Here is a 6,308-nt window from a genome sequence, read left to right as displayed (position 1 = left end):
ATTGTACCTTTGCCGTTGTTCACCCATTGTGAACACCTCCTCGTTGTATCTATTATCTTAAATCTGTTAACGAGGTGTCCACTTTTTATTCTAGTTGCATTCCTGTAGTTAATTCTTCGTAAAATCGATACAAATGGAGAATAGATGGGATTTGTACAGCTAATATCAGGGAATTTCGCCAATACGAGCTTTGGGGGGAGAATTAGCTATATGTTATCCATTTATTACGATTTCTCAGTTGGATTGCCCCGAAATAGCTGTACAATTTCCAGTTAGGTTGCGTTGTTGAGATTAGCATGGGGAAAAGCGGGGTGGATGTTTGCAGTTTAAACCTCAAATCCCTGAATACACTAGCTTCACCAGCCACTATCCACCTATACTCAGCATCAACCACCAGCACACATCCCCCGACCAGCACAAACTCAGCACCTGGAGTAATAGGTACCTTGATCCAAAACAAACAGCGTCACGGCATAGCCGAGGCGCTGTTTGTGTTTGGATGAATGCTATCCGTGAATAACGTTATGCCATAACGTTATTTTGGTTGCGATCCTACATTCGAGGGAAATAGGATGATGGCATAACGTTATTTCTACTTTTAAGTAGAATAGGAGCTATTAAAAGTAGAATAGCGCTATGCCATAACGTTATTTGGGGCTAAATCGCATTATTTCACCAATTAGAACGATCGCATAACCCTATTTCGACTTGTGTTAGCCTTACTCACTTCCCGCTTTTCCTACGGAACGCCAGGAGACACCAACCAATGGACATAACCAGCAGGACTGAACACCAGCCGATAGCCCACCAACCGTTATGCAGCACCGGTGTACCCATTAGCAGACCGCGAATCGTCTCAATGACCGGTGTGATAGGCTGATGGTTAGCAAAACCTTGCATCCAAGATGGCATGGTATTCGTTGGAACGAATGCGCTGGACAGATAAGGGAGGAACAGTAGAGCAAAGCCGTAGCCGCTGGCGGCAGAAGGGCTGCCCGTGACGAGGCCAATCGCAGCGAAAAGCCAGGTAAACGTCAGAATGAATAAAATGATGACACCAATGGCTCCAAGCCATTCGATGAATGTCGCGTTGGGACGAAAACCAACAAGCAGGGCAACCCCGATAACCATACATGTGGCCAGCAAGTTACGAGCAAGGCTTGCCGCGACATGACCCGTAATGACGCTGATGCTGCTGATCGGCATGGTCCGGAAACGGTTGATAATGCCATTGGTCATGTCGCTTGCTACATCAACAGCCGTGCTGGATGAACCGAAGCCTGCGCACAATAAGATGATGCCTGGGACGACATAGTTCACATAATTGCCGCTCGGATCAAGGGCGCCGCCGAATATATAGGTAAACAGCAGCATGAGCATAACGGGCAGCATGATAGCCATCATGAGCGACTCAATGTTACGCAAGCTGTGACGAATACTGCGTCCGATGAAGACGGTGTTGGTTGCTGCGAAAGAAGCAGGCTTTGGCATAGTTTGAAGATTATTCATGTTTAGGGGTTGCAGGTTGTTCGAATTCAATGGCTGTAGGTTCTTTACGGATTGGAAATCGCTCATACGAGGGAAGCCTCCTTGTTATTAGTTGTCGTCAACGCAAGAAAGACGTCGTCCATGCTTGGCTTGCGAATGAAGACGCGTGTACCTGGCGGGCACGAACCCGCGATCTCGTTCAATGTTTGGCTAACATCTTGCACGGTGCCGCTCGTCGGTATGGATAGGATGACCTCATCCAAGGCATTCCTGAGCTCGATGACTTCGCCGCCAACACGAGCTTTCAAGGACTCCGCGGAGCCGGATGCGACGATGCGTCCATGATTCAGGACGGCGATTTCGTCTGCAAGCTGATCGGCTTCTTCCAAATATTGCGTCGTCAACAGAATCGTCATGCCTTGCTGCTTCAACCGCAGAATCGTCTCCCACAGGGAGCGGCGGCTGACCGTATCTAAGCCCGTCGTCGGCTCGTCGAGGAAAAGCACCGGACGACTAACGACAAGGCTGACGGCCAGATCCAACCTGCGGCGCATGCCGCCGGAGTAAGATTTCACACGCTTGCCAGCTGCGGCTTCCAGCTCGAACTGCTTCAGCAGCTCCGCTGCTCGAATGCGGGACTCGTCAGCAGATAAGCCAGCTAACCGGCACATCATGATGATATTCTCGTGTCCCGTCAATACTTCATCCACCGCTGCGAATTGCCCCGTGAGCGAGATCGATCCCCGCACGATCTTGCGGTCAGCGATGACATCATACCCTTCGATTCGCGCATAGCCCGCATCCGGTTCAGATAACGTTGATAGAATGTTGATTAGCGTCGTTTTTCCTGCTCCATTTGGCCCGAGCAATGCAAATATGGACCCCTTCGCTACCTGTAAATCGATGCCATCCAATACGGTTTGTTTGCCAAAGCTTTTGCGTAAGCCGCTTACTTCAATGGAATTCGTTGTCATTCGTTATCTCCCCGTTCTTTGAATTGTGGATCATATAAACAGTATATTACATACTCAGTTATATATGATCATTCTCAAGACCGATATTGCACTCGGTCGTCCGCATCATTTCATCTACCTCACATAAGCACTCATCTCCACCAAATCCGCAATCTACCAGGGTTTATCCACTCTCCTCACAAAAATAGTACAGTAAAAATTCCTCCGAATTTCAAATCTTACAGTCTATTTTTACCCGAGCAAAAATGAGCAGTATCCAATTCGTGGGCCGATTTCGTATGATGAAATCGCAAAGAGGACGCATGATAACCCAGACAGAAGGAGGCAGCATACTTGGGGATCTTCTCAGCTATACGCAAAGAATCGAAGCATTTCTGGAAGGCAAGAAGTTTGTTTGTAATCGGATTGCCGGCCATCATTGTGGTGTTTATCTTTTACTACTTACCTATGTACGGTATCGTGATCGCATTCAAAGATATCAACTACGCCAAAGGCATTTGGGGAAGCGATTGGGTTGGGCTGCATAACTTCAAGTTTTTCTTCAACTCACAAGATGCACTAAGGATTACACGAAACACACTGCTATTAAATGGATTGTTTATCGTTGTGGGCATGTCCTGCGCTTTAGTCATTGGATTATTGCTGGCAGAGTTGGGTCGGAGATGGGTGAAGCTGTTCCAGACGATCTTGTTTTTTCCTTATTTTCTTTCGTGGGTCGTCGTCGGTTTCGTCAGCTACATTTTGCTGAATCCATCCTTTGGTGTGATCAATAAGGTATTGGATCAGTTCCATGTCGCCCCAATCGACTGGTACAGTAAGCCAGGCTATTGGCCCCTCATTTTAACACTCACCTATTTATGGAAAAATGTCGGCTACACCGCCATCATCTTCTTTACTGGCCTGCTGTCTATCGACAACAGTTATTATGAGGCAGCTTCCATAGATGGAGCTTCGCGATTACAGCAAATCCGGAAGATCTCGATCCCGCTCATTTTGCCGCTGATAACGATGTTGTTCATGCTCAATGTGGGCCGCATATTCTACTCGGATTTCGGATTATTCTACTTCGTGCCCCGAGATGCAGGGATGTTATACCCGACGACAGATGTCGTAGATACGTATGTGTTTCGCTCGTTGCGAGTCGTTGGTGACCTAGGCATGGCGTCCGCCGCTAGCTTGTACCAAGCAGTGGTTGGCTTAATTCTAGTCGTATCGACGAACTTACTCGTCAGGAAATTTAGTAAAGATCATGCGTTGTTCTAAGGAGGAGGGTGGCGGTGCGTTCATCTATCAAGAAAAAGTCAGAAAATAACTGGCTGATCATTCTATTCTTTATGGTTTTATCCATCCTGTTCATCTATCCGATGCTGTACGTTATTTCGGTCTCACTCTCCTTCGATGGGGACATCGCCAAATTTGGTTACCAGCTGATCCCGGAGCGCATTACGTTTGTCGCGTATTCCTATATTTTTCAAACGCCGAAGGCACTGCTTCAATCCTATATGGTGACGATTTTTGTGACAGTCGTAGGAACCGTGTTAAGCTTGATACTCACTTCTTCCTTGGCTTATATCATGACTCGAAAGGATTATCGGTATAGCCGTATCACAGGCTACTTCGTCTTCTTCACGTTGCTCTTCAATGCGGGATTAGTTCCTTCGTATATCGTTATGACCAGCGTGTTGCACCTGCAAGATACGATCTGGGCCTTAATACTTCCGTATGGGGTCAGCGCTTGGTTTACGATGCTCATGAAGGGCTTTATGGATGGGTTGCCTTTTGAAATTATTGAGTCTGCCAAAATCGATGGATCTTCCGAACTGAGCACCTTCGTGCGAATTGTTCTTCCACTTTCCAAGCCGGCACTAGCGACCGTAGGATTGTTCTATGCCCTAGCTTACTGGAATGATTGGTGGCTGGCCATGCTGTACATTCAAAATGAGAATCTGATTCCGCTTCAATACTACTTGCAGCGAATCATGTCTAATATCGAGTTTTTAACGAAAAATATGCAAGCAGGTATCAGCATTGATATGAGTGCGATTCCAGCTGAATCTTCCCGTATGGGGATTGCCATTCTGGCAGCAGGCCCAATGTTGTTCGCTTTCCCATTCTTCCAGAAATACTTGATCAAAGGATTGACAGTTGGTGCCGTTAAAGGCTAACTGAGTGTAAGGCTCATTTCGTTTGTCAATCCGAATCCGGATCGGATGATAATACATGACTTCATTTGTACCATGTTGACCATGAAATCAGGAGGGTTCGATCATATGAAAAATAGAACAATCAAAGCGTTATCTCCCGTTATTGTAAGCTGCGTGTCCCTTACTATGCTGCTCAGCGCTTGCGGTTCCAGCACGAATAGCTCTTCACCATCGCCAGCTGCAGCTACTACAGCTGCATCTCCAGCGGCAACGACAGCGACATCAGTGCCAGCAGCAACCGAGCTTAAGCCATATGAAATCACTTGGTATTTACCGCAAAGCGTATTCCCTGATGCGAAGCTGGTTCAAGATGCGATGAGCAAAATTACCAAAGAGAAAATCAACGCAACATTGAATATTCAATTGGTTGATTGGGGTACTTATGATCAAAAAATGCAAGCGATTGCAGCTTCTGGCGAGAAAGCGGATCTGATTTTCACATCCAACTGGACGAATGACTATTTGCAAAACGTAAATAAAGGAGCATTCCTCGACATCACCGATTTGCTGCCCAAATATGGTCAAGATATTCTGAAGCAGGTTCCTCCGGCTGCTTGGGACGCTGCGAAAGTGAAAGGCAAGCTGTACGGTATCATTAATACGCAAGTTCTGGCTCGTACACCCGGCGTGCTGATCAATAAAACGTCCCTGGACAAATATGGCTTTAAAGCGGATCAGTTCAAGACATTGGCCGATTTGACACCATTTTTTGAAAAAGTGAAAGCGTCGGAACCAGACAAATATCCATTCAGCTTAAAAGGTGATACGGATGTCATGGGGAACTACGGCAGTGCCATCGGTCTTGAATACTTCTCGCAAAAGAACCCAGGGGTTGTTCGCATCGAGGATGCGTCCTCCAAAGTTGTGAATTTGTATGAGACGAAGGAGTTCACGGCCTTTTTGAAACAAATGCGCGAATGGTACTCCAAAGGCATTATTCGTAAAGATGCAGCAACGATTAAAGATACGAACTCGGATGAATTGGCAGGCAAATATGTCTCCTCCACGTTCACGGTCATTAATCCGGACTCTGCAGCCAACCAAGCACAACGCTTTGGTGGTGGAGATGCAGCGAATGTTGCAGCGATTGAATTCTCGAAACCCTACATGAGCACAGGCTCCATTATCGCTACAATGACTGCTATTTCTCGCACCTCCAAAGATCCAGCAAGAGCGATGATGTTCTACAATTTGATGTATTCTAATGCGGAGCTGTTCAATTTGATGAGCTATGGGATTGAAGGTAAGCACTATACGAAGGTTTCAGATGATCTGATCAAAAAGATGGACAATGCCGGCTATTGGGTGGATTCCGGTTGGGAGTATGGCAACATGTTCAACTCGTTCCGAACTAGTGCAACGCAGCCGAAATGGTTCCCAGCAGGTCCAGATAAGAATGCCGCAGCGATTCCTTCCAAAATTCTTGGCTTCTCCTTTGACCCAAGTAACGTGAAGAGTGAACTGGCACAAACCGCATCGGTTGTAGATGAATTCTATGCGGGATTAATCACGGGGATTGCCGATCCAGACACCACACTGCCAGCCATGAATGCGAAGCTGAAAAAAGCAGGCTTGGACAACATTTTGGCGGAAATGCAGAAACAAATCGATGCTTGGAAAGCTTTGAAATAAGAAACACCAA

Annotated in this window: 5 protein-coding genes; 3 read left to right on the top strand and 2 right to left on the bottom strand. The window is 46.7% G+C overall.

The window, feature by feature from the left end; genetic code table 11:
* Window positions 1-723: 723 nt before the first annotated feature.
* Window positions 724-1,509, bottom strand: a complete 786-nt coding sequence (locus tag L6I86_RS22765) for an ABC transporter permease (RefSeq protein WP_420851918.1) — start codon at window positions 1,507-1,509, stop codon at window positions 724-726.
* A 62-nt stretch (window positions 1,510-1,571) separates the two neighbouring features.
* Window positions 1,572-2,462, bottom strand: a complete 891-nt coding sequence (locus L6I86_RS22760) for an ATP-binding cassette domain-containing protein (RefSeq protein ID WP_236290723.1) — start codon at window positions 2,460-2,462, stop codon at window positions 1,572-1,574.
* 333 nt (window positions 2,463-2,795) lie between these two features.
* Here L6I86_RS22760 and L6I86_RS22755 point away from each other — a divergent pair, with 333 nt between their 5' ends.
* The 3 genes from L6I86_RS22755 to L6I86_RS22745 all read left to right on the top strand — a co-directional run bounded on the left by L6I86_RS22755 (window position 2,796) and on the right by L6I86_RS22745 (window position 6,298).
* Window positions 2,796-3,725 (top strand): ABC transporter permease, encoded by a 930-nt coding sequence (locus L6I86_RS22755; RefSeq protein WP_236290722.1) that lies wholly within the window; start codon window positions 2,796-2,798, stop codon window positions 3,723-3,725.
* 14 nt (window positions 3,726-3,739) lie between these two features.
* Window positions 3,740-4,627 carry a carbohydrate ABC transporter permease gene (locus tag L6I86_RS22750; RefSeq protein WP_236290721.1) on the top strand — a complete coding sequence of 296 codons (888 nt, stop codon included), beginning with the start codon at window positions 3,740-3,742 and terminating at the stop codon, window positions 4,625-4,627.
* Between the two features lie 105 nt (window positions 4,628-4,732).
* Complete coding sequence (locus tag L6I86_RS22745) at window positions 4,733-6,298, top strand: DUF3502 domain-containing protein (protein WP_236290720.1); 1,566 nt, start codon at window positions 4,733-4,735, stop codon at window positions 6,296-6,298.
* Window positions 6,299-6,308 lie beyond the last annotated feature (10 nt).

Origin of the sequence: Paenibacillus allorhizoplanae (assembly GCF_927798215.1) — a bacterium.
In the GTDB taxonomy this organism is placed as follows: Bacteria; Bacillota; Bacilli; order Paenibacillales; family NBRC-103111; genus Paenibacillus_E; species Paenibacillus_E allorhizoplanae.
Note: the sequence above shows the minus strand (reverse complement) of the source record. Positions and strands in the feature narration are given on the sequence as shown.